The organism is Bacteroidales bacterium, from assembly GCA_013141385.1.
Classification (GTDB): Bacteria; Bacteroidota; Bacteroidia; order Bacteroidales; family Tenuifilaceae; genus UBA8529.
On record JABFRB010000002.1, the window covers coordinates 1 to 25,741 of the forward strand.

A 25,741-nucleotide genomic window follows, 5' to 3' on the forward strand; every position below is an offset into this window, starting at 1 on the left:
AATGCAGTTGAGTTAAGAAAGACGCTATCTAAGGATATATACGAGTTGGACTACTATTATGAATATCTTGCTATAGCGTATTCCAAAGCAGGCAGGCTGAAGGAATTCATAGATATTTTCGAAAAGTCAGGTGACTTAAATGATAAACCAGATAAGAAGGCAATCATATACAACCGAATTGGCAATCTATTTGCTGATTCTAAAAAAGAACAGGAAGCGATTCCATATTATGAGAAAGCGATAGAACTTGATCCGAACAGGTCAATATATCTGGGTAACATGGGATTAACTTATACAAAACTTGAACAATGGCAAGAAGCCATAAAATATTACCAACAGGCAGTTGAACTGAGAAAGCAGTCACCTGACGATCCTTACGGTTTGGATTACTACTATGAATTTCTTTCAGAAGCATATTTCAAAGCAGGCAGACTGAATGAATTCATAGAAATTTTCGAAAAGTCAGGTGACTTAAATGATAACCCTGATAAGAAGGCAATCGTTTACAACCGTATTGGTAATCTACTTGCCAATTCTTATAAAGAACAAGAGGCGATTCCATATTATGAGAAAGCGATAGAACTTGATCCAACCAGGCCAATCTATTTATGTAATATGGGATTAACTTATACGAATCTCGGACAATGGCAAGAAGCCATAGAAAATCACAAAAATGCAGTTGAGTTAAGAAAGACGCTATCTAAGGATATATACGAGTTGGACTACTATTATGAATATCTTGCTATAGCGTATTCCAAAGCAGGCAGGCTGAAGGAATTCATAGATATTTTCGAAAAGTTAGGTGACTTAAATGATAACCCTGATAAGAAGGCAATCGTTTACAACCGTATTGGTAATCTACTTGCCAATTCTTATAAAGAACAAGAGGCGATTCCATATTATGAGAAAGCGATAGAACTTGATCCAACCAGGCCAATCTATTTATGTAATATGGGATTAACTTATACGAATCTCGGACAATGGCAAGAAGCCATAGAAAATCACAAAAATGCAGTTGAGTTAAGAAAGACGCTATCTAAGGATATATACGAGTTGGACTACTATTATGAATATCTTGCTATAGCGTATTCCAAAGCAGGCAGGCTGAAGGAATTCATAGATATTTTCGAAAAGTCAGGTGACTTAAATGATAAACCAGATAAGAAGGCAATCATATACAACCGAATTGGCAATCTATTTGCTGATTCTAAAAAAGAACAGGAAGCGATTCCATATTATGAGAAAGCGATAGAACTTGATCCAACCAGGCCAATCTATTTATGTAATATGGGATTAACTTATGCGAAGATCGAACAATGGAATGAGGCGATAGAATGCCACAAGCAGGCAATTGAGCTAAGGAAAAAGTCGCTTGACGATCCATATGGGTTGGATTATTATAATAGCTTTCTTATTGAAGTATATGATAAAATTGGTAAAAAAGACCCTTAAGTATGCATTAGTAGATTTAGGATTTATTCACAGTAATTATAAAAAATAATTAATCCTTTAAATTATTCATTAAGGAGCTCATGATCCCTCATTTATGGTTTATTTCTTGTAATGTTAAACGAAAACGAGAGTCCCAAATAATGGTAACTCTCGTTTGTGACCCCGGCGGGATTCAAACCCACGACCTTCAGAACCGGAATCTGACATTCTATTCAGCTGAACTACGGGGCCAAAAAAGTTTACAAATGTAAGTCCCTTTTTCCTCTTTTGCAAGGGAGTTGAGCCTTTGCATTTTCACTTACTCAAAGATCTCCTTTGCTTTAATTTTGACCCAACTCAGGTTTTGCTTACCTTTATCAAAACTTTACCAATATGCAAAGATTACCATTTTTACTACTTTTCGTTTGCCTTTCCGAAGTTATATTGGCTCAAGTTACATTTACAATAGAATTTCTGCCTGCTAAAACTCCAATAAAAGATACCATTTTCATGACATCCACTTTAAACAAATGGAATCCTCATGATAATGCGTATGCTTTTAAACAAACTGGCTATGGAAAATTATCATTAACAATTAATAATGCAATAGATTCCTTTGAATACAAGTTATGTAGAGGAAATTGGAACGAAATTGAGGTTGATTTAACAGGTCAAGATTTTAAAAATCGGAATTATACAACCAAACTTGGTAATCGAATTGAAATTAAAGTACTTGGGTGGAGAGATTTATCGCCCAAGCGAAAATCAACTGCTACAAAAGGAGTAAGTTTTGTTCCCACCAGTATTGAGATGCCTCAGTTCAACAGAAAAAGAACAATCAGAATGTATTTCCCTCCCAACTATTCATCGGGAAAGCGATTTCCAGTAATCTATATGCACGATGGGCAGAACTTATTCGATTCTGCAACATCATTTTCTGGGGAGTGGAAGGTTGACGAAATCCTAGATAGTCTTTACAAATATCACAATTTTTCATGTATTGTTGTTGGAATTTACAATGGCGAGAATCAAAGATTAAACGAGTTTTCGCCTTGGCATAACGATTCATTAAATGCAGGTGGAGATGGGGATAAATATGCAAAATTCATTGTTAAAATTTTAAAACCTTTTATTGATAGCCACTACAGAACCTTAATCGATAGGGAGAATACAGCAATCATAGGAAGTTCTATGGGTGGACTAATATCATTGTATATAACATTACAATACCCCGAAGTATTTGGCAAAGCGGCTATCTTTTCTCCATCACTATGGTTTTCTCCAAAGGTCTTTGAGATGATGCAAAAATATAATCTTAAAAAGATTCAAAAAATTTATCTAATTTCGGGAGCAAAGGAGGGTGAACAAACAGTGTACAATACCCTTAAAGCTGATAGTTTGTTGAGGAGTGTTGGTTTTGACGAGAATTACTTAAGATGTAAAATATCAAAGGATGGTGAGCATATTGAGTGGTTCTGGAGTCGTGAATTTGGTGATGCCGTTAGATATTTATTTAGTTTATAATAAAACAATTAAGTATGAAATGTCCATGTAAAAATGTACACCAAAGGTGATATTGTAATATGGACATTTAGCTTCGCTGAACCCTTCGGGGTTCATGAGAATAAATTTGTAAATGAAACTAAATTTGAAACTGAATATTATTGATAATATATAACTTAAAAAGATATTAACTCATGAATAGAATAATTTCAATTTCATTTATTGCTATTTTAGCATTAAGCAGTTGCATAAATAATAATAGTAATAGAACTCCTGGTCAACCCTATGAGGAGTTTGAAGGCACAGTGGTTGAAGGTCTTAAAAAGATTTATAATGCCGAAGGAAAACTTGAAACGGAGATTCCTTATAAGGATTCATTACCAAATGGAATACAGAAGGAGTATTATAAAACAGGCCAATTATTCCGTGAAACCCCTTTAACTAAGGGTAAAGCAAACGGCATTGTTAAAGAGTATAGCACTAATGGTAAAATTTACAGAGAGATGCCTGTTGTAAATGGCAGGGCAAATGGTATTATTAAGAAATATTACGAGAATGGTACTTTGTTTTCCGAGGCTCCTTTCGAAAATGGACAACCTGTTGCAGGTTTAAAGGAATATAATGATAAGGGAAATCTTTTAGAAACTCCTAAAATGGTTTTCAATGCTAAAAACATGACAAGAATTGATGGGACATACATCTTGGAGATTTCATTATCAGACAAGACTATTAAACCCGGCTATGCCCAAGTTTTGGTTTTTGATAATAAGGAGATTGTTAATAAAATACCCACTTCTGATGGCAAGGGAATATTAAAATTTTCAATACCAGCAGGTGCGATGATGGTTAAAAAGTTAACCTTTGAGGCAAAGTATACAACTCTTCGTAATAATGTTTGTATAATCCGTGATTCGTTTAATTTAGTGATTGGCAATTAAACAACCTATTCCATGCTATTCGCATAAGGCAAAATCAACAATTGCTTTCACATGAATTTCAAGAGTATTGAATACTGGTATATTTATATCAGATTGTGTGATTAGCAATGGAATCTCTGTACAACCAAGGATAATCCCTTCAGCACCCTCCTGCTTAAGATTTGACATAATTTGTAGGAATTGTTCCTTGGTTTTATCAATAAAAATATTTTTAATAAGTTCTGTGAAGATAGAACGGTGAATAAATGCCCTCTCTCTATTATTTGGAATTAGGGTTTGAATTTGAAAGTTACTTAAACGATTTTTATAAAAATCCTCTTCCATGGTGATTTTTGTCCCCAATAACCCAACTTTGGTAAGACCTTTTTCTCTTATTTTATCGGCGGTTGCTGAACCAATATGCACAATTGGTTTGGAAATTTTATTTTGAAGATCATCTGCATAGAAGTGAAGCGTATTTGCACAAAGGGCAATACAATCGACCCCTGCACCTTCGAGTTTTTGAGCAGCATCGGTTACCATTTTAAGAACCCCAGCATGATCATTTTTTTGATTTAAATCAGCAATATCGGCGTAGTTGAAAGAATATAATAGACAACGAGCAGCATTTAAACCACCAACCCTATCATTAATACCTTGATTTATTAAGCGATAGTATTCTATGGTTGAAATCCAACCAGTACCTCCAATTAACCCAATGGTCTTCATAGTAATTGTTGTTTTAAAAAGTTTTTACATACGGATAATCTTGACGGTAAATGCGATTAATAGAAAAGTTATTTGATTTTGGACAATCAAATATATTCTTAAAATTCTTTTAAATTCTACTTTTGAATATATCTATTACATATATAATGTCAGTTCGATGTAAGATGTCATCCTGAGCGAAGCGAAGGATCTAATTATCTATAAAACAGATGCTTCACTTCGTTCAGTATGACAAAGCATCAATCTATTGTTATGCTTAAAATCAAGATGTTATACTTAGATCAAACTCACGTTATATAGCATTTTAATAATTAATGGCAGAAAATTTTTCGTATTTCCCTGAGCCCATTTAATGTTCTCCTAAAATAATTTGTTCTTGACTAGCGATAATTGATAGTTGCAATTTAATGAAAGCCCAATGTTTTAATTAGTTTTAAGAATCACTAGCTTTTGAGATTACCATTTTATATATTTGGCAGCATGGAACAACTTAAATTTATCGATCTTTTTTGTGGGGTTGGTGGTTTTCATATCGCCCTTGAATCTATTGGGGGTACTTGTGTTTTTGCTTCTGACATTGATGAAGAATGTAGAAAGGTTTACTTTGATAACTTTGGACTTGAACCTGCTGGGGATATTACTAAGATTGATGAAAAGGACATTCCAATGCATGATGTTCTATGTGCAGGATTTCCTTGCCAAGCATTTTCCAAAGCAGGTTATAGGAGGGGGGTTAACGATCCCCGGGGAACACTTTTTTTTGATATTGTTCGTATTGCAAAGTTCCATAAACCGAAATACTTGATTCTTGAGAATGTACGAAATCTTGCTAGCCACGACAAGGGCAACACTTGGCGTGTTATTCGTTACAACCTTCGAGAGTTAGGCTATAATGTTTCTGATGAACCAATCATTTTCAGCCCTCATTATTTAGGAATTCCTCAGCACCGCGAGAGGGTATTTATACTCTGTAAACGTAAAGATTTAGGCGATTTACCCATTTTTACTTTTGATAAAAAAAATCGACCAGCAAGTGATGCTTTTTCAATCCTTCAGCCAGATGATGAGATAGTTAATCTGGAAAAACATAAGCTGAGTAAACGAGAGATTGCTTTAATCAACCTTTGGAACGAATTTTCATCAATAGTAAAAAACGAACTACCGGGCTTCCCCGTTTGGAGTGAGTGGTTAAAGGAGTTAGACGATATCGATTATCTCCACTTCTATCCAAAATGGAAGCAGAATTTTATTTATAAAAATAGCAAATTATACTCTGAGCATAAAAAGGAGATAGATTCTTGGCTAATGAAAGCCCTAAAAAATAAAGATTTTGTAGGTGCTAAGGCTAAATTCGAATGGCAGGCAGGGAAGGTTTCCTCGCCTAATCTTTGGGATACAATAATGCATTTTCGCCCATCCGGATTGAGGGTAAAAGCACCAACACACTACCCAGCTTTAGTTGCCATTACTCAAACATCTATTGTTGGCTCACTTAAAAGAAGACTTACTCCAAGGGAGTGTGCCCGCTTGCAACGAATCCCTGATAGCTATAAATTACATTCGAACGATAGAGTTGCTTATAAGCAACTTGGGAATTCTGTTAATGTTGATGTGGTTATGATGTTTGCAAAACTACTGCTTAAGTAAATAACATGCCTATTAGTACATTCCTTACCAGATTTTACTATATAATATTTTTCTTAACACAAAGTTCAAATCCATATAACCTCACTGTTTTTTTATTATATTGCAAGGTGAATTCTTGATTAACCTAAATCTAAATTTTATGGAACAAGTACAAGTTGAAAAGAAATTCGCAGGTTTCTGGTGGAGATTCCTAGCGATTATTATCGATGGTTTAATCCTCGGTGTTGTGAAATGGATTATCATTACGCCCATTCTTGCTACGTTAGGCTTTGGTGCTTACAAGGCCGCTACATCAGGAGAAATGGATGAAACTGCAGCAATAGGCATGTTAGGAGCATTTGCAGGAGCAATGGCTATGGTATGGGTTTTCACAATTGTTGCTGGATGGTTATATTTTTCTCTTATGGAATCGTCAAAATTCCAAGGTACAATAGGTAAACTTGCACTTGGTATAATTGTAACCGATATGGAAGGGAATAAAATTAACTTTGGAAAGGCAACTGGTCGCTATTTTGGTAAAATAGTTTCAGGTATTATTCTATATATTGGTTTTATGATGGCTGGATTTACTGAGAAAAAACAAGGATTACACGATATTCTTGCAGGCACATTAGTTTGGAAAAAATAGAAATTGAAGATTTCTTCAAGAAAGGGAGTCCGTAACGACTCCCTTTCTTTATTCAATAAGGTAAACGAATCGCTTCATTATATTTAAGAACTTTTTATAGCATAGTCAAACTTTTGCCAAATTTGATAGTCTATATAACATTAAGTTATAAATAACCTCTAAATCAAACAATCATGCGTATTAAGTTACTAACCTTATTTGTTCTGATTTTATTTGGCTCTCAGGCATCAGCACAAACTGTTGAATTGCTTCGACAAGCAGGAACAACAAAGGAATACCCAGGTGCAGGATACATTGTTGTGTACGATAGTACCAGCGTTAATGTACAGGAAACAGGTTTGAGTTATTATAGCAACTCCAGACTTTTCAAAGCCTTAACTCTAAGTGGAGCAAAAGAGCTTGCAGTAATTAAATTTGATTACGATCCTCTTACCGCATTTATTCGAATTGAAAAGGTGCGTATTATCAGAAGTAATGGAGGCGTTGAGGTGATTGCTAATGATAAAGTATATGACTACCCAGCCCCGGCCCATTCAATATACTGGGGAGCCCGTCAGAAAATGATTGCTATTGGACGGTTAGAGCCAGGGGATGGTGTTGAAGTTAGGTTTTTTAAGAAAGGATTTGCTTATGCACTGTTAGCTCAACAGGAATTAAGCGATGAGTACTATATTCCTCCAATGCGTGGTCATTTTTACGATATCGTAGAGTTTTTCGCTTCATTTCCGATTAAGGAAAAAGTATATAATTTGATAATCGCCAAGGAGAAAAAACTACAGTACAAGTTTTATAATGGTAAAGTTGATGAGAAGGTAAGCGAAAAGAATGGTAAAATTTGCTACACATTCTCAGTAAAGAATATCATGCCAATTAAGCAAGAGCCAAAAATGGTAGCACTTTCAGATGTTGCTCCTAAACTTCTTATATCCACCAGTCCCGATTGGGAGACCAAATCGAAATGGTTTTGCGGTGTAAATGAAGATTATGGGAGTTTTAAATCTATTCCCGAAATCGATAAAAAGGTAAAAGAGATATTAAAGGGTGCAAAAAATGAGATGGATTCAATCTCAAAATTAAATCATTGGGTTGCTGATGAAATCCGCTACAGCGGTCTAACGATGGGAAAAGGTGAAGGGTTCACTCTTCACAAAGGCGAAATGGATTTTAATGACCGTTGTGGTGTTTGTAAGGACAAGGCGGGAATGCTTATTACCATGCTACGCTCAGCGGGATTCGTTTCATACCCCGCAATGACTATGGCTGGTTCGCGTATTGACCGAATTCCTGCCGATCAGTTCAACCATTCGGTTACGATTGTTAAACTTCGGAGCGGAGAGTATAAATTACTTGACCCAACATGGGTTCCATTTACTCGTGAAGAGTGGAGTAGCCGGGAGCAACAACAAAATTATTTGATGGGTTTGCCCGAAGGTGCTGATCTAAAGGAAACTCCAATATCATCTCCGGAAAATCACTATTTTAGAATTAATGGCACATCTCAATTAGCAAACGATGGCACTTTAACGGGTGAATTTATTCTAGTTGCTGAGGGGCAATCTGATGCCAACGTTAGAAGTCTCTTTACACGTAGCTATAAAGCCGATTGGCAGTCGAATTTTGAGAAGGAGTTGATGAAAATATCACCAAGAATCGAAATTATTGAGATGAGCTATACTGATCCTTACGCTTATCTTCTTCAACCAGTTCAAATCAAGGTGAAATACAGAATTCCTAATTATGCAATTGCTACAAAAAACGAAATTATTTTCACACCAGTTCTAGCATCAAATCTATTTGGTAGCCGTCATAGCCATATTGCCTTCGATCCATCTATCGAAAATCGAAATTATCCGTTTGTTGATGCGTGCTCTAAGTTGATAGAGTTAAACGAGGTTATTACACTTCCAACAAATATGACGATAAAATTTAAGCCAGAAACAATACAATCGAAGGGTAGTGGTGTCGATTTTGAATCAACCTATACGCTCGATGAAAACATGCTAAAGTTTTCTCAGAAAGTAGTGCTAAAAAAGCGAATCTACCAACCTGAAGATTGGCGGTCGTTCAGAGATGCAGTAAAGTATCAGAACGAATTTGCAAATACACCAGTAGTCCTTAAATTCTAATACCTACAATTATGAACTCAAGATATTTTTTAGGACTACTACTGATTGTCTTTGCTTCATGTAGTTCCCCTTTAACTCAAGAACAGAAAAACGCTGATGCTGTTTATCTTAAACAGATAAAAGAGTACACATTGAATTTAGATGGTTCTTCCAGCTATCATTACTACCATAAATTCCGTTTTAACTCTTATCTTTCATTTAACAGATTCTTTGGAGAAACCTTTGTTGCTTATAATCCGGAATATCAAACATTAAGGGTGAACAAATCTGAAACTAAGATGGCGGATGGAAAAAAGGTTAAATCACCAGAGAATGCTTTTAATGAGGTACTACCATCCTTTGCTGCCGATGCTCCTGATTACAATAATTTGCGTGAAATGGTAATAACCCATGTTGGCTTGGAAAGAGAAGCTGTTGTTGAATTGGATTATGAGATACAAACTAAGGCAAGTTTCACTCCTTTTATTTCTGATAAAGTAAACCTTTGCGAATCATCGCCAGTGAAAGAAGTTGAAGTGATTGTTAGAGTGCCAAAAGGTGTAAAATTGAATTATAATTTGATAAATAAACCTGCTGGTTTGACCTGCAAAAAGAGTACTAAAGGGGAATATGATGTATATTCATGGAAGGCCTACAACTTGAGTGCAATGTCGCATGAACCATTACAGTCCGAAGGATTTACGGCCTACCCAGCACTTCAATTTAGTACGGTAGATCTGTTAACTGCATTCAATTACTTGAAAGGCAACTTAACAAAAGGTTTTACAGCGGATGAATCCGCAAAAAACCTTTTGGCATCAAAGGAAAAAGGATGGGAAAAAGTAGAATTAATAAAAAATTATGTTGTTTCAAATATAAACACATATGTTGTTTTACCGCAATTAGCAGGGTACCGTTTCCGTTCATCCGAAAAGGTTTGGCAGAGCAATGGAGGCATAGAGGCTGAAAAAGCAATTCTGCTTACTGCGTTGTTAAAAAATGCTGGGTTTAATACTCAAATGGTGATTGCAGGATACCCCCATTTCTTAAACAAAGAAGTTGGACGCCCCAATTCATTCGATAAATTTTGGGTAAAAGTTGAATTAGATGGTGAAACCCGATTTTTTTCGGCGGTTGAGGAGCATTCAAAAATTCCAGGTCAGAGAATACCCATTGCAATTGTAGATGATATCTCCAAAGTTAACCTTGAGATTTCTCAAAAACCAAATTTAAAACTCAATTTTAATTCGGATTTAAAAATATCGGCCGAAGGAAAAGTAGATGGAACAGCCTTTATTAAAATGAATAGTTTTGATGATAGTAAGGATTTACTGAGGGGTATCTCATCTTCTGATTATACATCGACAAAAACTTCTTGCACGAAAGATTCTATTTTCTATTCTGCATCTTTTACAAATTCAAATCTTGTTAAAAAAATTGATGGGTATTACATAATGAATCTTCCTTATATTGCTCAGGGAATTGCAGCAAATGGTATCGAAGAACTCCCCCTAGCAAGAATTACAAGCATTGAACTATTGGGTTCAATCAACGAATCGTACACATTCGTTTTTACCTTGCCCAATGGATATAGTTTAATCTCACCAATTAATGAAACAAAGGTTGAGAATAGTTTGGGGATGTGCGATATTACTCGAACAGAGAAAAACGGTAAGATAATGATTACTAGAAAATTGATTGTAAACAAAGCAATTATTCCTGTTGAGAGTTATTCTGATTTTCGTCAATTAATGACCATTTGGGCAGATAAGAACCTTAATAAGGTGATTATAAAGGTTGAATAGATTAGTAATGATAATGAATAGAAAAACCACCTTAATAGGTGGTTTTTCTATTATGAGTAAGACGTCATTATTGTGGTGCTTGTTCCGCAGAAAAGCCTATTTTCTTAAAATCATCCCAGAATGAAGGGTATGAATTACTAGTAATTTTGGGATTTTCAACAATAACTTGAATGCCCGTAACTGCTATGGGTGCAAAAGCCATTACCATACGGTGATCGTCAAAGGTTGAAATCTCAATAGGTTTGCTAGATATTTTTTTGATTTTACCATCAAAACAAAGCGTTTCCTGATCGTCTTGAGAATCAATGGTTAAATTTGCTCCGAATTTAAGGAGTTCAGATTGAAGTGACTTTATCCGATCATTATATTTTAAGTGTAAATCTTTAACCCCTTTCATACGGAAGGGAATTTTTAGCATAACGCAAAGTACAGCAAAAGTTGGAACTATATCAGGATTATTGGTAAAATCGTACTCGAAATATTTCAAAACTTTCTTACCCTTTGTAAGTACAATGCCATCCTGAATATATGAAGTTTTCACCCCAAACTGCTCAAAGAGTTCTTTTATTACGGAATCGCATTGAACGCTGTCTACATTGATTCCTTTAATTGTAAAATGGCATTTTTTGGATAAAGCAGCAATCTCATACCAATACGATGCGGCACTCCAATCGGCCTCAACTGAAATTTCCGAACCATCCTTGAATCTAGATTCAATCAGAAGTTCGCTCATATTCCAACCAGAATTTATTCCAAGGTATTGTAATGCTTTTAATGTAAGTTCTATATACGATGAATTTGTAATTATATCCTTCATTTCAAGAATCACTGAGTTTGGTATACTTGAAGATAAAATCAATGATGCTGAAATTGTTTTTCTACTAATACTGCTATCAACTTTTAGTATTGTATTTCCTTTAAAACCTTTTCCAATTAGTTTAAACGGTGGCAATCCTTCTCTTTCAATAAAAGAGATATTGATGCCTTGCTTCTGAAGCAGTTTAACTATCTTTTCTAAAGGATGATCTTTAGTTTTATCAGAACTTGTAATTATCCATTCACCCTTAAAAAAATTGAAAAATGAACGTAGGTGTCTTAACGCTTTTCTAGCATCGCTTTCCTCAATTGTTTTTTTAATCTTAGGAACACTGTCAAAGATGATTTCAACATCTTCCTTTTCAGGTAAGTTTTTTTGGTCAGCGTTTGAGTGTTTGATTACTCTAAAAATTAAAACCTTGTTACTAATGCTTTTAACGGGAGAAAGGGTAATTTCTCCCACAAGGTCATTATCAACCTTTGAAACTATATACTTTAGCATATTATATCAATTTGAAGAAAAAACAGTCCAATGTCAAAAGTAAGAATTTAATATTAAAACAATTACCTTTTTCTCAAAATGAAAACATTTATAATTTTAAAGTATGTAAATGTTTGCGATAGATATTCATAATCTCATTGTATTAAAAATTATAGATGTAATCTTTTCGCTTTTTTAAGTATCTTTACTGTTGCGGTAGTTAATTTAAGTTTGGATAATATGAAATCATTTTTAAACTTTGAATTCTCAACTTGCTCTGGCTGCATTTTTCTTATCAAATATAAATGAACAATGAAAATTCAAAATGAAAGTACTGTTGTTAGAATTCAAGTGCTTAAATCCGTTTTTGCTATTATTTTATTGTCATGTATTGGTATTTTATATACTACAAACATAGAGCCATATAGTATTAAGTATCTTGGTTTGTCTAACCTAGGGATTATACTAATTCTAATTATTGCATATTTTGCGTTTTACTTCTATCATCTAATAGTGAAAACATCATATTTTTTCTTTTCTGACGAGGGGTTTAAAATTATCTTCCGATTTTACCCGTTACGACCAATAAACCCCAAGAAGAGTTCAATCGAAATCCCTAAAAATCAACTTTACAAGTATTCAATAATTAAAACACTTATAAGAGAAGAGGTTGTTGTATATCAAAAAACAGGCAAGCAGATATCTAAATATCCCCCATTTAGCCTAAAAGGTTTGAAGAAAGAACAAAAAGCCATGCTGATCCAAGCGCTAAACTCCTATGTACAGGAAGACATCACATAATTAATTCATAAAGCATCTTGGTCGATAATCTACTTAAATATAAGATAGGAATCGAAATGATTCCTAAAGTTGGAAGTATCAATGCTAAAAAGTTGATAGCTTATTGTGGTGGCGTTGAGGAGGTTTTTAAACAAAGTAAAAAAGCCTTACTCAAGATTCCTGGAGTTGGAGAATGCCTTGCAACGGAAATTATAAATCAAAATATTCTTAGCAAGGCAGAGCAAGAGGTTGAATTCATTGAAAAATATAATATTCAGGCACTTTTCTATTTAGATGCTGATTATCCTGAACGTCTCCGCCAATGTGATGATGGCCCTATCGTTCTATTCGTTAAAGGTAAAAATGAAATTAATTTTAACAGAGAAAAGTACATTAGCATTGTTGGAACCCGAAAGGCCACCGATTATGGTAAAAAAATCTGTGAAGATATTATTACAGGACTATCACAAAAAGGGTACAACCCAATAATTGTAAGTGGTTTGGCTTATGGGATTGATATTGTTGCACATAAATCAGCTCTTAAAAACGATTTGCAAACGCTGGCTGTCTTGGGTCATGGACTTGATACGATTTACCCCGTTTCGCATCGAAATGTGGCAAAGGATATCGTTGAAACGGGTGCTCTTTTAACTGATTTCCCATCAAAGACAAAATTTGATAGAAATAATTTTATTAAGAGGAATAGGATAATTGCAGGATTATCCGATGCAACAATTGTTGTTGAAAGCGGATCCGAAGGGGGGGCTTTGATAACAGCTGATTTGGCCAATTCGTATAATCGAGAGGTATTTGCTGTACCGGGGAATGTGGGAGCGAAATACTCCATGGGTTGTAATCAACTCATAAAATCAAATAAAGCAGCACTAATAGAGACTTTTGAAGATATTGAGTATCTTTTGGGTTGGGAACCAGTAAACATTCAGAAACCACCAAAACAAATTGTTCTTTTTTCAGAGTTGTCTGATGATGAGCAGAGAATTGTAGAGTACCTAAAGGGGGTGGATCAGGAGTCAATAGATATTATATGCATTAAATTACAAATGCCAGTTTCTAAGGTATCATCCTTGCTATTAAACCTTGAATTTGCGGGTGTTGTTAAGAGTAAACCTGGGAAAGTTTTTTCTTTGAACATCTCAAAATAAATTCTTTTATATTTTGTGGCGAAGTAAGATGCTACCTTATTGCCCTTGTGTGACCAGTTGAGGACAGAACATATTAGGTAAAGTTTTGTTAAGTTTGCAGCCTGTTTAATAAAAGTTATTTAATGATACTTGTTGATTCACACTCCCATATCTTTGATAAAAGTTTTGACATAGATCGCTCTGATGTTATTGCCAGAGCTGCTGATGCAGGTGTAAAATATCATATCCTTCCAAGTATTGATTCTAAATGCACCGAAAAGGTAATAGAGGTATCGAAGCAATACAAGAATATATGCTTTCCACTTATTGGCTTACATCCAACATCAGTTGATTCTGGTTTTGAAGCAGAACTTTTGCACATTGAGACAATGATTCCAAACTATAAATACTATGGGATTGGTGAAATTGGAATAGACCTATATTGGGATAAGACCTACATTGAACAGCAAAAAATTGCATTTAGACATCAACTAAGATTAGCAAAAAGCCTTCATTTGCCCGTTGTCATCCATTCTCGAAATTCATTCGATGAAATATTTGAGATTGCTGATCAGGAAAATGATGCAAATCTTCGTGGAGTTTTTCATAGTTTTTCGGGAACTCTTGAGCACTACAATCATATTATAGAATACAAAGGTTTTAAGGTTGGAATTGGGGGAATTGTTACCTATAAAAATGGCGGGATAGATAAAGTGGTTGCTAAGATGGATATATCGAATATTTTACTTGAAACGGATTCACCATATCTAGCACCAGTCCCTAAAAGAGGTCAGCGAAATGAAGGGCAAAATCTAATCTATATTGCGCAAAAGGTATCAGAAATACTAGAAATTCCCTTGGGGGAGGTTGCAAAAGAAACCACTAAAAACACACTTGAACTCTTCAATATTAAAACAGAAGAATTATGAATGGAGAAGGTATTTCAATTCTAATTATATATACCGGTGGAACAATTGGAATGAAGCAAAACCCCGAGACTGGGGCTCTAATTCCTTTTAATTTTAATCAGATAGAAATTGAGGTTCCGGAATTAAAAAAATTTCACTATAAACTCGAAACAATATCTTTTAATCCTCCAGTTGATTCATCCGATATCTCCCCCGATTTCTGGATTAAACTCGCAGTAACCATAAAAGAGAACTACGAAAAATACGATGGATTTGTAATACTACACGGCACTGACACCATGTCATTTACCGCATCAGCATTAAGTTTTATGCTTCAAAATCTTGATAAACCTGTTATACTAACTGGCTCCCAATTACCAATAGGGATGCTGCGAACCGATGGAAAGGAAAATCTTATAAGTGCTATTGAGATTGCTGCGGCATCGCATAATGGACAACCCTTGGTCCCCGAAGTGTGTATATTCTTTGAGAATAGATTATTTCGTGGGAATCGGGCTACAAAGCATAATGCAGAACACTTTAATGCCTTTAGATCCGATAACTACCCACACCTTGCCGAAGCCGGGATCAACATCAAGTACAACTTTGCTTTTATCCATTATCCAACCAGCAAGCGTGATTTGATAATTCATACCAATCTCGATAATAATATAGGTATACTTAAACTCTTTCCCGGAATAACTGCCGAATTTGTTGATTCAGTGTTAAATTCACCTAGCATTAAGGCTATAATTCTTGAAACCTTTGGATCTGGAAATGCGCCAAGCCTTTCATGGTTTTTGGATAAAATCAGAGATGCAGTTAGCAGAGGTGTTGTTGTTGTAAACGTTACTCAATGCCATGCAGGCAGCGTTGACATGGAGAAGTATGAAAATGGCTTGATTTTAAAAAAAGCAGGCGTAATTAGCGGATACGATATTACTTTTGAAGCAGCTGTTGCTAAGTTAATGCTACTACTAGGGAAGAAATTAACACCAGATATAATAAAGCAAGAAATGGCGAAATCAATGAGCGGGGAGATATCAAAATAAATACTTTGATTTATTATTTGATTGTGGTATAGTTTTTTTTTGTAATTTGCGCCCCTATTTGAAACAAAAACTCCAAGGAGAGATGGCCGAGTTGGTCGATGGCGCACGCCTGGAAAGTGTGTAAGCTCCAAAAGGGCTTCATGGGTTCGAATCCCATTCTCTCCGCACACTCAAAAATTCCTCGCTCTATACTGCGAGGAATTTTTTCTTCTATTAAATCTGTTCTATCTTTTTATTTTTTCAAAGATTAAACCTTTAAGAATATCTTATTTCTATAAAGAAAATAAAGTACAAGCCAGCCTGTTAGAAGATAAGCAGACGCATCAATAATTGGTTGAACTGGCGAGGAGAAAAGATGGATTATACCCGAAAATGCAAAATCTTTAAACGCCGAAAAACCACTAAATGCTGGTTGACAAAGATATATGGTTATTGAATTCATGCCAATAACGACCAATGGGAATGCCCATTTTCTATATTCAAACGCATCTATAATAAGATAAAATATTGACAAAAATATCAAGCTTAAGCCACCTGCACAAAAAACAAATGAACTCGTCCACATCTTTTTGTTAATCGGAAATACCTCATTCCATAAAACTGCAATCAGAACAAGAGCAACTCCGCCAATGAATAAAGTAATACCCTTTTTATACTTAGCTAGTTTAAGAGACTCATCTTTTAGGAAAAACCCTGTCATTGCACCAAGCAGTGCAGTTGCCACAGCCGGTATGGTAGAAAGGATTCCTTCAGGATCCATAATGGTATCGAATAAACGGCCGGGCAAAAGCAAACGGTCAATATATGCTGATAAGTTACCATCCATTGTAAGTACTCCGGCTCCAATACCCGGAACAGGCACCAGCATCATAATAGCCCAGTAAAAAAGAAGTATTCCAGCAATCCAAATTATTTGACCACGTTGTTTAAAATGCAGCACAATAAGTGCAGCAAAGAACCACCCCAAACTTATTCTGGCTAAAACACTCGCAAACCTTATTGGCCAATCAAAACTCAAAGCTCCGTTATAAATTATGCCTAGCACAATAAGTACAATGCACCTTTTTATCAAATGAATGTAAATTGATCTCATGCTGTCGCCACGTTCTTTCCGTTTCATGATAGAAAAAGGTATTGAAACGCCAGCAAGAAAAAGGAACAAAGGGAATATGAGGTCATAAAAATGAAAACCATTCCATTGAACATGGTCAATTTGTATACGAAGCCAATTAAATATAGGCCAATTGGTGTATTTTGCCAATGCTTCGATGATGCGTTCGCCACCAGCAATCCAAATCATGTCAAATCCCCGGAGAGCATCGAGTGATAACAACCGTTCTGGTTTGTTAGTTTGGAGATTAGTGTTCATGGCTAGTTCTTTTTGAAGTCGATGTTTTTTATTGCTAATAAATCCCATTCATAGTAATTCCATTTGAATGTAAGTTGCAAGTTACCCGAAAACCCTACTTTTGGTTTCGTTTTAATAAATATGCAAACTTCAGTTATATCCTCCGAGTTTTCCTCTTTCCAAACCTTTGATTCTATTATATCATCGTAATTAAAGATAAATTTTCCCACATTATAGAATGCGGAGGTCAATGTATTCACCACTAAATCTTTCGTCAACTTAGCATTTTCTTTGGTTAATGGATTTTCAACAAAAGGTTTTTCGGCCTCCTTCAAAAAGTATTTTTTATACAAAGCTTTGCTAATTACAACAGAGTTACCCTGTGCAGTAGCTGGATATAAGTTATTTTGATGTGTCCAATTATCCTCCCATGTATAAAAATCTATGCTACCCGTTTTTTCGCCTGATAGCTGTTTTTTAAGCGCATCAAAGTAGATTTTCCAACGCTGATAGTAAAAATCTTTTAACAGACCGGACCATTGCTTCATGGCATATTCATGCAATATTATTGAACATTTATATGTTCCCCATAAGGTTACCTGCCTACGAGCATTAAATTCAAACAATTTTTTTTCATCATCCGATGTCCCAATTTTTTTAAACCCTTCAACCCACCTGCCAAATAAAAATTCATTCCTTGTTCCCAACAATGTGTCCATATCATCGATTAATTGTAGGAATGATGCGGTTCTTTCCTCGAACAATTTCAAATCCTTGCTATTGTATGCATCTACTATTTCCTTATGCAGAGTTAATGAACTATTGCAAAGTACCTGTCGGGTAACATCTACGATATCGTACTGAAAAGCATCAATATTTTTAAGATCGTCAGAACATTCAATGAGAAGTTTCCATGCTTTTTGGAGATCAAGCGGGTTATAATAAAGTTTTGTTCTTCCTCCAAGCCACGAAGTGCTTACATCGAGTGAGGGACGGCAACCAACAGCGGCATCAATAGTTCCTTCCTGATTTATCGGTCCTCGATACACCGTTTTTCGAAGAATATTCCATGCCTGTTCGGCCCTTTCGTTTCTGCTTCCATAGCGATAATAGGTATAATCTTTAATCCACTGGTCGATATCAGGTGATTTATCTTTCCAAGCCATATCAAATAAAGCATCCCATATTATAGGGTTGTTGTCGGTACCTTCAGCCATTATTCCAATCCCTGTAAGAGCCTTTCCTTTATCCGAATTCATTGCCTGAAATGGGGCAGAGCATGTTTCTTCCAAACGACCATACATGCCCGTTTTATTTCCAAAATTTTGTAAGATATTCCACACCCATGGGAACTTGGAGTAGCATTCACGCCGTGGCCAATTAGGCCGTCCTTCGGCAAACAAATCAAGAATGAGGGTCTTTGACGTATCTGCACCCTCAAGCAAACCATCTTTGGGATTATCCCACCATCCCTGCAATACCCAAACAGAACCAGGAACTGCCTTTTGCATTGCTGTTTGAACGGCTTTTGCACTTGCAGTTATATCAATGCCTTCCATATTCCCGCCTTCATGAAATGGATCACCGCCATAAAACAACGTTTTTCCGTAAAGTTTTTCCATTTCGGCATAGTATACCCCTGCCATTTGAGAAAATAAAGAATCAGTAGGATCAAGGGTTGAAGGTCTTATAAAACCACCCCAATCACCACCATCAATAATATGATGACTAGGATATTTTTCCTTCAATTTGGCGGGAACCATTGAATAAAACCCCTGAAATACAGGTGTCATACCAAGTTCGTGCATTCGCAGTAGGATTTTTTTCTGAAGTTCAGCTCGGTTGTCGATCCACTGCTGCGATACGGGGCCTCCCCATCCTTCGATATTGCCCATGAGCCACCATGCAGTATACGCAGGGCCAGGGATGAATTCTTTAATTTCAACATCGGTAAATCCAAATTTTTTCAAAGTATTTTGCCAAACTGCCTCCGTTCCTGTTATTGCCAAAGGCATATTAACACCGTTCATAGCCATCCAATCAAGCTCGCGTTGCCATTCATCCCAACCCCAGTATGCCATTGAATAGCTATATGTGCAATAATTGAAATAGTAGCGCCACTTAAAAGGAGAGGTAATTCGCACTCTTTCCTTTACCGCTGGAAGTTTTTCAGGCATATTCATGTTATTGCCCGAACGGGAAATAAAACAATGGCAATACTGTTTCAGGTAGTAGTTAAAAGCCGTTGCTGCAACAACTGGCGATGAAGCACTGATTCTAATTTTATTGCCTTCCGAAACAATTTCAAAAACATCTTTACCATTTTCTTTTGAAATGGAATCTAGCAAAAAGTATCGCTCTTGATCAGGAACAATCCTTTGTAATATCTGCCGAACTGAAGGAAATGGTTCTTTTCTTGTGCACGAAACGAATACCAATATTGAAAATAGTAAGAGAAAACATTTTTTCATCCGTACAAAATATTTAGTTTATTAATAGTTAATATGTTACAATCATGTCATTAACACTCATTATTGAGCGGATGGAACACCCTAAGTTTGTTCATGGGTGTTTGCGTCAGCTGCTTTTACATGGGTGTTTCATTGTAACTAATCTTAGATGTTATAATTTCATTCTTAATTTGAAAACCACCATTCGCATTTATAATTTGGAAAATCCGAGTATTTATTATTGCTTTAATTTACATATCCTGCTAATTCGGTAGCGTTTTGGAGGCTGTTCCTGATCGTCCTCCCATTCCTGATGAATTCCTTGCTCTAATATATCCTTCGGCAAACGGAACATCAGCTTCATATCCTCGGAGTGTTGCAATGATTTCGTACATTCCAAACCATTCCTGAGGTGATTGGGATTTGTGGCATAATGTTGCCTCTTTTTTCTTGCTAATAACACTTGTGATATCGATATAATCGGTAGGAACAAATCGAAATGTCATAGTATGAGGACTATTGCTTGTTTCGTAAAAATAGAGGCTGAATGTGAAACATTTATCCTGAAACACTCGCCATGCAAGAAGCCCTGTTGCCTGATGGTCTGAATGCACATCTAAAGGCCATGGTGCAAGCACAACGGAGGGGTTAATACGTAACAGAATTGTTTTCAATTTTTCAACAGTAGCGGAATCAACTGCTAGGGAGGCATCTATTGCTCCAAAAAATTCCACTTTAGCCCCTTGTAATGCTGCGGCATTGCGAGCCTCTTGGGTTCGAATAGTTCTTGCCTCCAGTTTATTTTTGTTCCAAATGCCAAGTTCTCCACCGGTCATGGTAAGAATAATAACCTCTTCCCCAGAAGCCACGGTATTAGCAATTAAGCCCCCACAAGAAGCTTCAGCATCATCGGGATGAGGAGTTATGACCACCACTGTTGCATACAGGTTAAAATTACCTACTAATAAGATAAGATAGATTGCCAAACACCAAGTTAACAGTGCCTTTTTATTTAGCCCAAGAATACAATGACGCTCAGCTACGGTTATTGAATATCTCCATTTCATTATAATATTTTTTTTCAATTATAAAGTTTCCATTAAAATGCTTACAAAGCATAAACATACGTAAAAAATTTAAAAACTGAATACGTTTACTTTCAAATATCCTCAATGCGACTTTGCCAAAGACACAATCATTATTTCTTTCAACAACACCCTGAATAGCCCATAAATCATAATTACTAAACTTATTACTATTCATATTTTTATATATTTTATTCTTGTAACTTTTTAACCATAATAAGTATTATACTTAATAAGAAAACAATTTATAATTCACTGATGTTTTCATCAAATATGCTATACTTGTAAATTAAAATGAAAATCATGAAACGAGCACTTTTTTTAATTGCTGCATCTTTTATAATGGTAACTAGTTGTCAGCATGGTTCTGAAAATAAAAATATTAGAGCAAAATACGTATTCCTTTTTATTGGCGATGGAATGGGCTTGCAACAGGTTAATGCTACACAAGTATACATTGATTCTGTTTTGAAGAACCATCAGAACATATCATTTATAGACTTTCCAGTCCAAACCTTTGCAACAACGTATGCTGCAAATCAGTACATAACATGTTCTGCTGCTGCAGGAACCGCATTATCTACAGGTAGTAAAACCTCAATAGGCACATTAGGATTAAATTATAACCATACAGATTCTCTGTTTAGCATTGCTAAAAAAATTAAAGAGAAAGGATTTAAAATTGGCCTTTTAACAACAGTAAGCATCGATCATGCTACCCCCGCAGCGTTTTATGCTCATCAAGGTTCTAGAGGTAGTAGCTATGATATCGCCAAAGATCTTATAAAAAGTAAATTTGATTTTTTTGCTAGTGGAGGACTTCTTGATCCATTTGGGAAAAAGTTAAAGGACTCTGTTGAGTCAATTTACTCCTTGGGGAATAGAAACTCATTTGTTTTTACAACGAATTTAGCAGCTATAGATTCCTTAAAAAATAAACATCATTCGGTAGTTTATTCAATTCCCAACCCAGCATCAGAAAGTTCAATTAAGTATAGGATTGATCAGGATAGTACCGATATAACCCTTGCTGATCTTACCAAAAAGGCAATTCAAACTCTCAATAATTCAAAAGGATTCTTTATGATGGTTGAAGGTGGTAAAATAGATTGGGCTTGTCATGCAAATGATGCAGCAACTATGTTGAATGAGGTAATCGATTTTTCCAATGCTGTTTCGAAAGCTGTTGAATTTTATAATGCACATCCTGATGAAACTCTTATTATTGTTACGGCAGATCACGAGACCGGAGGATTTTCGCTAGGCAATAAAGAGAATAAGTATAGCATTAAGCTATCATTGCTTAAGAATCAAAAAATCTCAAAAGAACAGTTTCAAATACTAGTAAAGAATTATTTTAGCAGAGTTCCAAAACCCACATTTAAGGAAATGCTTAATCTTGCTAAGGAAAAAACAGGACTTGGTAATGAAAATCTATCGCTTGGGTTGACTGAGAACGAGATTAAGAAATTAAATGAAGCATACGCCAATTCAATTAAACCTAACAAAGACTCAAAAATAAAATCAACATATCTTTCTGAACCTAATGAGATGTTCTCTAATACTTGTATTGATATTTTAAATAGGAAGTCAGCAATAGGCTGGACAAGTACTTCTCATACAGGATCCCCTGTTCCTGTTTATGTTTTAGGTATGGGAGGAACTCAATTTACTGGTAGGATAGATAATACTGATATTCCAAAGAAAATAGAGAAAGTAATTGGACTACAATGAGTATTTCTTTAAGAAAATTGGACATGAATATCGGAATCTCTACAAAACAATCAATTAGGATCGCTAAATTAAATATATTAGTAATAAAACATAACAAACTCTTTGCTAATAATTGAGGGTTTGTTTTTTTTTGTATTTTTACTACTTGATAAAAAATAAACTTTATCGTTTCTTAAATGGAGTCCAGAAACCATATAAAAACGGGGCGTCTTCGAAAAGCCTTACGAGTAGATAATTTTAAAATACCTCATTATGATGAAAAGAATTTTACTATTTTGTGTCATCGTCTTTATAAGCATTAGTATTGCCTCCGCTCAAAAAGTTGATAACAGAAAGATACAGGACATAAAATATAGAAGGAGTTCCTTGCACACTATTTTATTGGAATCCGACAGATTTCCCTTCAAAGATACCGTTGTAGCAGCTTATTACAAAGCACCCTTTCCTGATAAATATAATAATCACGATGTAGGTGATAAATCTTTTAATCCAAAAGATTATGGAATAAATGGTGATACTACATCAAACAATATTCCAAAAATTATCGAAAAATACTTTGTCGACAAAAAAGTTGCCAACCAAATGGTTGCAAAGTGGTTTAATAGACAAGAAGATGGAACATTTGATATGTCCCTTATAGGCGAAAGAGGTTCTTACAATGCCAGTGAAATGCAAGCTAAAATTGCTTCAAATTCAGCAAGAGGGTTAGCTTCTTTAGCTGATGCTGGCGAAGAACTAATTGGCAATACTTTTGTTGTTGTTTCTAAATTAAATTTTGTCAAAAACGAGATACCCGCTAAAATAGCTTGGGAGGCATCAAAAATTGCTACTGCAAAAATCTCTAATAGTATGCTTAGAAAAGTTGCTGAATTTACAGCGGAGCAGGTTTATAATAAAGCCAGAGAAGGTTATTCTGTTTGGACAACTTCTTACCTATATAAAATAGCATGGAACGATTCAATTTCATCAATTTTCTACAACGATTATTGGATGGATATAAACAGCATCGATCCTGCAAAGAAAGAAAAATTTGACAATACGGATTTGTTTAGTTTGAATTTCATTGGTTCAGAAAAATCTAGAAGTTTAGTTATGGGCTCCTTTAGAGAACAAAGAAGCGCAGAAAGGCTAGTGGAAATTGCAACTATCAGAACAATTGATAACGTTTACTCTAAACTACAGAAGAAATACGATGTATTTAAAACCAAGACGCCTTTATATACAGGAGATCCTATTACAGCTAAAATTGGCATGAAAGAAGGGTTAGAAAGTGGCGATAAATTTGAAGTATTAGAACAAACTATTGACAAAGAAGGTAGGACTAAATACGTTCGAAAAGGTACTATTAAGGTAGATGGTAAACAGATATGGGATAATCGTTACCTTGCAGGTCAAGAGGAGGTTGCCGATAGTACAGTTGCTGCCGATAATAAGCCCAAACTTGACCGTACTTTCTTTAAAGGTGGTAAAGATTTCTATCCCGGTATGTTAATTAGACAAATTAAATAATAACCTTAAATTTTTAACAGATGAAAAGTATTATTAAACTAAGCAGTCTTCTACTTGTTATGGTATTAGGCCTATCGATCAGTGTTAATGCCCAAGCAAAGAAAAAGGCAGATAAAGACACTGAAGATTTTGTTTATGAAATTGAAGGTGTAAGTGTTGGAACACAAGGAACCTACCTAATTAAAGTTTGGTCATATTCAAAAAAACCAACTGTTGCTATTAATCAGGCAAAAAAGAATGCTGTTCACGGTGTTATTTTCAAAGGTTTTTCCGGAAAACCAGGTGTTCCTGGACAAAAAGCGTTAGCTACTCCTGCTATTGAGGCAGAAAAGAAAGCCTTTTTTGATGAATTTTTTGCTGATAAGGGAAATTACAATAGATATGTTACTGAATCTGGCGATGGCTCTGTTGCAGCTGAAGATAGAATGAAAGTTGGGAAAAAGTACAAGATCGGAGTAGTTGTATCTGTTAATGTAAGTGACCTGAGAAAAGCGCTTGAAGATGCAGGTGTAATCAAAGGGTTAAATTCTGGATTCTAATAATATTTATAGTCGACTTCTGTGCCACTTTTTATTTGGGATAAAAAATGGCACAGAATTTGAAAAAGAATATTTGGAAAGTTGAAATTGTCGATTTTTAAAAAAAGAAGTTTATTAATAAACATAAAGGAAGAATCGAATAGTAACTAATTAATATATTTATTATGAAGAACAAATTAATATATCTTTTCATCTCTGCCCTCTTACTTGTAAGTGTATCTGGTGCATTTTCGCAAGCAAAAAAGCCAACCATTATGGTTGTACCTAGTGATGTTTGGTGTAATACCAATGGTTATATGCTTGAATTCGATAATCAAGGAACAAAAGTTAAAGTTCCTGATTACAAAAAAGCACTACAAGAAAATGCTGATTTGCTTTTAGCTATAAGTAAAGTAAATGAATTAATGGCAACAAGAGGTTTTCCTCTAAAGAATTTAGAATCTGCCTTAAAAACTTTGCAGGATCAAGCGGCTGAAGATGCTATGCTAACAAGCAAGGGTGGCGCAGAAGTAAATGAAAGTCCAATAGACAAACTTAAAAAAGTTGCCAAGGCTGATATTTGGATGCAAATAACCTGGACTGTAAACCAAACAGGTCCTAAAAAGTCAGTTACTTTTAACTTACAAGGACTCGATTCCTATACCGACAAACAAATTGCTGGTGCATCAGGAACAGGAAAACCTTCTTTTTCAGCAGAATTACCTGTATTGCTAGAAGAAGCCGTTTTAGCTCATATCGATAACTTTAACGTTCAACTCCAAGCTCATTTTGATGATATGTTTGCAAATGGGCGAGAGGTTATTCTACGTGTAAAAACATGGAGTTCATTTGATGGTGATTTCACCACAGAATATGATGGTAAGGAATTAACTGAGGTTATCGAAGGTTGGATAACAGAAAATACTGTTCAAGGAAGATTTAGCACTACTGATGCTACTGAAAATATGTTGCTTTTTGAGCAAGTTCGAATTCCTCTCATGGATGCAAATAATAAAGCAGTAGACACCCGTGGTTGGGCGCGTAATTTGCAGAAGATGCTAAGGGATAAGTACCAACTTGACTCTAAACTTATGATGAAAGGGTTAGGACAAGCTCAATTAGTAATAGGTGAAAAATAATAAGCACCATTAAT

The 25,741-nt window shown here is 35.3% G+C and carries 21 protein-coding genes and 2 tRNA genes; 16 read left to right on the forward strand and 7 right to left on the reverse strand.

The window, feature by feature from the left end:
* A partial coding sequence (locus tag HOO91_01205; GenBank protein NOU16164.1) for a tetratricopeptide repeat protein occupies positions 1–1,452 on the forward strand: 1,452 nt, incomplete at its 5' end.
* A gap of 157 nt (positions 1,453–1,609) precedes the next feature.
* On the opposite strand, the gene HOO91_01210 is transcribed toward HOO91_01205, so the two are convergent.
* A tRNA-Arg gene (locus tag HOO91_01210) sits at positions 1,610–1,683 on the reverse strand.
* A 141-nt stretch (positions 1,684–1,824) separates the two neighbouring features.
* Here HOO91_01210 and HOO91_01215 point away from each other — a divergent pair.
* Together HOO91_01215 and HOO91_01220 are read left to right on the forward strand one after the other, a co-directional pair.
* Positions 1,825–2,955, forward strand: a complete 1,131-nt coding sequence (locus HOO91_01215) for an alpha/beta hydrolase (GenBank protein ID NOU16165.1) — start codon at positions 1,825–1,827, stop codon at positions 2,953–2,955.
* Between the two features lie 173 nt (positions 2,956–3,128).
* Positions 3,129–3,872, forward strand: a complete 744-nt coding sequence (locus HOO91_01220) for a toxin-antitoxin system YwqK family antitoxin (protein NOU16166.1) — start codon at positions 3,129–3,131, stop codon at positions 3,870–3,872.
* A 15-nt stretch (positions 3,873–3,887) separates the two neighbouring features.
* On the opposite strand, the gene HOO91_01225 is transcribed toward HOO91_01220, so the two are convergent.
* Entirely contained in the window at positions 3,888–4,580 is a 693-nt protein-coding gene (locus HOO91_01225) for an aspartate/glutamate racemase family protein (protein ID NOU16167.1), read from the reverse strand.
* A 480-nt stretch (positions 4,581–5,060) separates the two neighbouring features.
* On the opposite strand from HOO91_01225, the gene HOO91_01230 reads away from it, so the two are divergent.
* From HOO91_01230 to HOO91_01245, 4 genes are all read left to right on the forward strand, one after another.
* Positions 5,061–6,227: a DNA cytosine methyltransferase gene (locus HOO91_01230; protein ID NOU16168.1), complete on the forward strand. Its 1,167-nt coding sequence runs from the start codon at positions 5,061–5,063 to the stop codon at positions 6,225–6,227.
* Between the two features lie 139 nt (positions 6,228–6,366).
* Positions 6,367–6,855, forward strand: coding sequence for an RDD family protein (locus HOO91_01235; protein ID NOU16169.1), 489 nt, complete (start codon positions 6,367–6,369; stop codon positions 6,853–6,855).
* 173 nt (positions 6,856–7,028) lie between these two features.
* A complete protein-coding gene (locus tag HOO91_01240) occupies positions 7,029–8,981 on the forward strand; it encodes a DUF3857 and transglutaminase domain-containing protein (GenBank protein NOU16170.1) in 1,953 nt (650 codons plus the stop codon).
* A gap of 11 nt (positions 8,982–8,992) precedes the next feature.
* Positions 8,993–10,765 (forward strand): DUF3857 domain-containing protein, encoded by a 1,773-nt coding sequence (locus tag HOO91_01245; GenBank protein ID NOU16171.1) that lies wholly within the window; start codon positions 8,993–8,995, stop codon positions 10,763–10,765.
* Between the two features lie 67 nt (positions 10,766–10,832).
* Here the strand turns inward: HOO91_01245 and HOO91_01250 are convergent, their stop codons facing one another.
* Positions 10,833–12,083: a hypothetical protein gene (locus tag HOO91_01250; protein ID NOU16172.1), complete on the reverse strand. Its 1,251-nt coding sequence runs from the start codon at positions 12,081–12,083 to the stop codon at positions 10,833–10,835.
* A 291-nt stretch (positions 12,084–12,374) separates the two neighbouring features.
* Between HOO91_01250 and HOO91_01255 the strand changes: the two genes are divergently transcribed.
* From HOO91_01255 to HOO91_01275, 5 genes are all read left to right on the forward strand, one after another.
* On the forward strand, positions 12,375–12,863 hold the full coding sequence (locus tag HOO91_01255) for a hypothetical protein (GenBank protein ID NOU16173.1): 489 nt from the start codon (positions 12,375–12,377) through the stop codon (positions 12,861–12,863).
* 56 nt (positions 12,864–12,919) lie between these two features.
* Complete coding sequence (gene dprA / locus HOO91_01260; protein ID NOU16174.1) at positions 12,920–14,005, forward strand: DNA-protecting protein DprA; 1,086 nt, start codon at positions 12,920–12,922, stop codon at positions 14,003–14,005.
* A 122-nt stretch (positions 14,006–14,127) separates the two neighbouring features.
* Entirely contained in the window at positions 14,128–14,913 is a 786-nt protein-coding gene (locus HOO91_01265; GenBank protein NOU16175.1) for a TatD family hydrolase, read from the forward strand.
* Positions 14,910–15,944, forward strand: coding sequence for a type I asparaginase (locus HOO91_01270; protein NOU16176.1), 1,035 nt, complete (start codon positions 14,910–14,912; stop codon positions 15,942–15,944). Before HOO91_01265 ends, HOO91_01270 begins: the two co-directional genes overlap by 4 nt.
* Before the next feature lie 76 nt (positions 15,945–16,020).
* Positions 16,021–16,109 (forward strand) — tRNA-Ser (locus HOO91_01275).
* Between the two features lie 82 nt (positions 16,110–16,191).
* On the opposite strand, the gene HOO91_01280 is transcribed toward HOO91_01275, so the two are convergent.
* The 4 genes from HOO91_01280 to HOO91_01295 all read right to left on the reverse strand — a co-directional run bounded on the left by HOO91_01280 (position 16,192) and on the right by HOO91_01295 (position 21,005).
* A complete protein-coding gene (locus tag HOO91_01280; protein ID NOU16177.1) occupies positions 16,192–17,313 on the reverse strand; it encodes a DUF5009 domain-containing protein in 1,122 nt (373 codons plus the stop codon).
* A gap of 2 nt (positions 17,314–17,315) precedes the next feature.
* Positions 17,316–19,763, reverse strand: a complete 2,448-nt coding sequence (locus tag HOO91_01285) for an alpha-N-acetylglucosaminidase (protein NOU16178.1) — start codon at positions 19,761–19,763, stop codon at positions 17,316–17,318.
* 242 nt (positions 19,764–20,005) lie between these two features.
* A complete protein-coding gene (locus HOO91_01290; protein ID NOU16179.1) occupies positions 20,006–20,809 on the reverse strand; it encodes a PIG-L family deacetylase in 804 nt (267 codons plus the stop codon).
* Positions 20,778–21,005 carry a hypothetical protein gene (locus HOO91_01295; protein ID NOU16180.1) on the reverse strand — a complete coding sequence of 76 codons (228 nt, stop codon included), beginning with the start codon at positions 21,003–21,005 and terminating at the stop codon, positions 20,778–20,780. Before HOO91_01295 ends, HOO91_01290 begins: the two co-directional genes overlap by 32 nt.
* 125 nt (positions 21,006–21,130) lie before the next feature.
* Here HOO91_01295 and HOO91_01300 point away from each other — a divergent pair, with 125 nt between their 5' ends.
* From HOO91_01300 to HOO91_01315, 4 genes are all read left to right on the forward strand, one after another.
* A complete protein-coding gene (locus tag HOO91_01300; protein ID NOU16181.1) occupies positions 21,131–22,561 on the forward strand; it encodes an alkaline phosphatase in 1,431 nt (476 codons plus the stop codon).
* 252 nt (positions 22,562–22,813) lie between these two features.
* Positions 22,814–24,070, forward strand: a complete 1,257-nt coding sequence (locus HOO91_01305; GenBank protein NOU16182.1) for a hypothetical protein — start codon at positions 22,814–22,816, stop codon at positions 24,068–24,070.
* Positions 24,071–24,090: 20 nt separating this feature from the next.
* Positions 24,091–24,609, forward strand: a complete 519-nt coding sequence (locus tag HOO91_01310; GenBank protein NOU16183.1) for a hypothetical protein — start codon at positions 24,091–24,093, stop codon at positions 24,607–24,609.
* A 164-nt stretch (positions 24,610–24,773) separates the two neighbouring features.
* A complete protein-coding gene (locus tag HOO91_01315) occupies positions 24,774–25,727 on the forward strand; it encodes a hypothetical protein (GenBank protein NOU16184.1) in 954 nt (317 codons plus the stop codon).
* The last annotated feature ends 14 nt before the right edge of the window (positions 25,728–25,741 follow it).

Excerpts from the sequence above, each read along its gene's own strand:
- HOO91_01215 (NOU16165.1), top strand. The coding sequence starts at position 1,825 with ATGCAAAGATTACCATTTTTACTACTTTTCGTTTGCCTTTCCGAAGTT.
- HOO91_01220 (NOU16166.1), top strand. The coding sequence starts at position 3,129 with ATGAATAGAATAATTTCAATTTCATTTATTGCTATTTTAGCATTAAGC.
- HOO91_01225 (NOU16167.1), bottom strand. The coding sequence starts at position 4,580 with ATGAAGACCATTGGGTTAATTGGAGGTACTGGTTGGATTTCAACCATA.
- HOO91_01230 (NOU16168.1), top strand. The coding sequence starts at position 5,061 with ATGGAACAACTTAAATTTATCGATCTTTTTTGTGGGGTTGGTGGTTTT.
- HOO91_01235 (NOU16169.1), top strand. The coding sequence starts at position 6,367 with ATGGAACAAGTACAAGTTGAAAAGAAATTCGCAGGTTTCTGGTGGAGA.
- HOO91_01240 (NOU16170.1), top strand. The coding sequence starts at position 7,029 with ATGCGTATTAAGTTACTAACCTTATTTGTTCTGATTTTATTTGGCTCT.
- HOO91_01245 (NOU16171.1), top strand. The coding sequence starts at position 8,993 with ATGAACTCAAGATATTTTTTAGGACTACTACTGATTGTCTTTGCTTCA.
- HOO91_01250 (NOU16172.1), bottom strand. The coding sequence starts at position 12,083 with ATGCTAAAGTATATAGTTTCAAAGGTTGATAATGACCTTGTGGGAGAA.
- HOO91_01255 (NOU16173.1), top strand. The coding sequence starts at position 12,375 with ATGAAAATTCAAAATGAAAGTACTGTTGTTAGAATTCAAGTGCTTAAA.
- dprA (NOU16174.1), top strand. The coding sequence starts at position 12,920 with ATGATTCCTAAAGTTGGAAGTATCAATGCTAAAAAGTTGATAGCTTAT.
- HOO91_01265 (NOU16175.1), top strand. The coding sequence starts at position 14,128 with ATGATACTTGTTGATTCACACTCCCATATCTTTGATAAAAGTTTTGAC.
- HOO91_01270 (NOU16176.1), top strand. The coding sequence starts at position 14,910 with ATGAATGGAGAAGGTATTTCAATTCTAATTATATATACCGGTGGAACA.
- HOO91_01280 (NOU16177.1), bottom strand. The coding sequence starts at position 17,313 with ATGAACACTAATCTCCAAACTAACAAACCAGAACGGTTGTTATCACTC.
- HOO91_01285 (NOU16178.1), bottom strand. The coding sequence starts at position 19,763 with ATGAAAAAATGTTTTCTCTTACTATTTTCAATATTGGTATTCGTTTCG.
- HOO91_01290 (NOU16179.1), bottom strand. The coding sequence starts at position 20,809 with ATGAAATGGAGATATTCAATAACCGTAGCTGAGCGTCATTGTATTCTT.
- HOO91_01295 (NOU16180.1), bottom strand. The coding sequence starts at position 21,005 with ATGAATAGTAATAAGTTTAGTAATTATGATTTATGGGCTATTCAGGGT.
- HOO91_01300 (NOU16181.1), top strand. The coding sequence starts at position 21,131 with ATGAAACGAGCACTTTTTTTAATTGCTGCATCTTTTATAATGGTAACT.
- HOO91_01305 (NOU16182.1), top strand. The coding sequence starts at position 22,814 with ATGATGAAAAGAATTTTACTATTTTGTGTCATCGTCTTTATAAGCATT.
- HOO91_01310 (NOU16183.1), top strand. The coding sequence starts at position 24,091 with ATGAAAAGTATTATTAAACTAAGCAGTCTTCTACTTGTTATGGTATTA.
- HOO91_01315 (NOU16184.1), top strand. The coding sequence starts at position 24,774 with ATGAAGAACAAATTAATATATCTTTTCATCTCTGCCCTCTTACTTGTA.